Genomic DNA, 996 nt, shown 5'->3' on the forward strand with positions numbered 1-996 from the left:
GACCTGACGCCGGCCCGAGCCGAGATTCTGCAGGTTGACGATGATGGCGCGGCCGAGGCCGGTCACATCGATGCCTGGGTGATTGTAGAAATTCTTGTCTTCGGCCGACAGGAAGGCCGCCTTGACGCGGTCCGGTATGGCCTGGATCGGCAAATACAGGCGCCGTTCGCGCGCGTATTCGGCCATCAGCGCGCCGTCCGACGCATGGATGCGGGTGGTCACCGGCGGCTCGTATTTGGCCAGCACCTCGTAGTCGGGCAGATCTTTCGACAAATGGCCGATGTAGATCGCAACGCCCGCCGCGACCAAAAGGGCCAGCGTCGTGCCGATGCCGAAAAAATAGCCAATGAGACGAATCATACCCGCTCCAGTCCTTGGTTCGGGAATTTCCTAAACGAAGCCGCCTTTCGCGCAAGCTTTCGAGCCGGTCCCAATCCGTAATCGAAAACCCTTGTCGCCGCCATGTGGACAAAATACGGCAATGCCTGATTTCGCGGTCGCGAGCAGGAAATAAAAAGCATTGGGTGTTGTCGTCGCGCAACGCCGCCTCTGGTTGCAGGCGCCGCCGGTCATGTCAACCTCCGGTTCCCGGTCCGGCCTTGGCCGACGCGAACAGCGCGACGGCGTTGGTTATACTCTGGGCCGCCTTGCCGCGCCAGTCGGCGTTGAGCAACTGCGCCTCGTCCTTGGCGTTCGAGAGATAACCGAGTTCGACCAGCACCGACGGCACGTCGGGTGCCTTGAGCACCTTGAAGCCCGCCGAACGCTGCGGATTGTTGATGAGGCCGACGCTGGTCGACAACTGGCCAACCAGCGTGTGGGCGAAACTCATCGAGAAATTGTGCGTTTCGCGGCGGATCAGGTCGATCAGGATGTCGGTGACTTCCTTGTTGTCGTTCTTGATTTCCATGCCGGCGAACTGATCGGAGAGGTTTTCTCGGTCGGCAAGCGCCTGCGCCTCGGGGTCCGAAGCCTTGTCGGAGACGGTGTAGACGG

3 protein-coding genes are annotated in these 996 nt (G+C 60.9%); all 3 read right to left on the reverse strand.

Going from position 1 to position 996, the window contains the following annotated elements:
* Positions 1 to 360, reverse strand: a 360-nt coding sequence (locus EN964_RS35535; protein ID WP_206528827.1) for a transglycosylase domain-containing protein, incomplete at its 3' end; no start/stop codon positions are given.
* A 30-nt stretch (positions 361 to 390) separates the two neighbouring features.
* Positions 391 to 573 (reverse strand): hypothetical protein, encoded by a 183-nt coding sequence (locus tag EN964_RS35540; RefSeq protein ID WP_127272598.1) that lies wholly within the window; start codon positions 571 to 573, stop codon positions 391 to 393.
* 1 nt (position 574) lies between these two features.
* Positions 575 to 996: N-acetylmuramoyl-L-alanine amidase (locus EN964_RS35545; protein WP_206517169.1), on the reverse strand; the 422-nt coding region annotated here is incomplete at its 5' end.

It is taken from the genome of Mesorhizobium sp. M7A.F.Ca.CA.001.10.2.1, assembly GCF_003998575.1.
GTDB lineage: Bacteria > Pseudomonadota > Alphaproteobacteria > Rhizobiales > Rhizobiaceae > Mesorhizobium.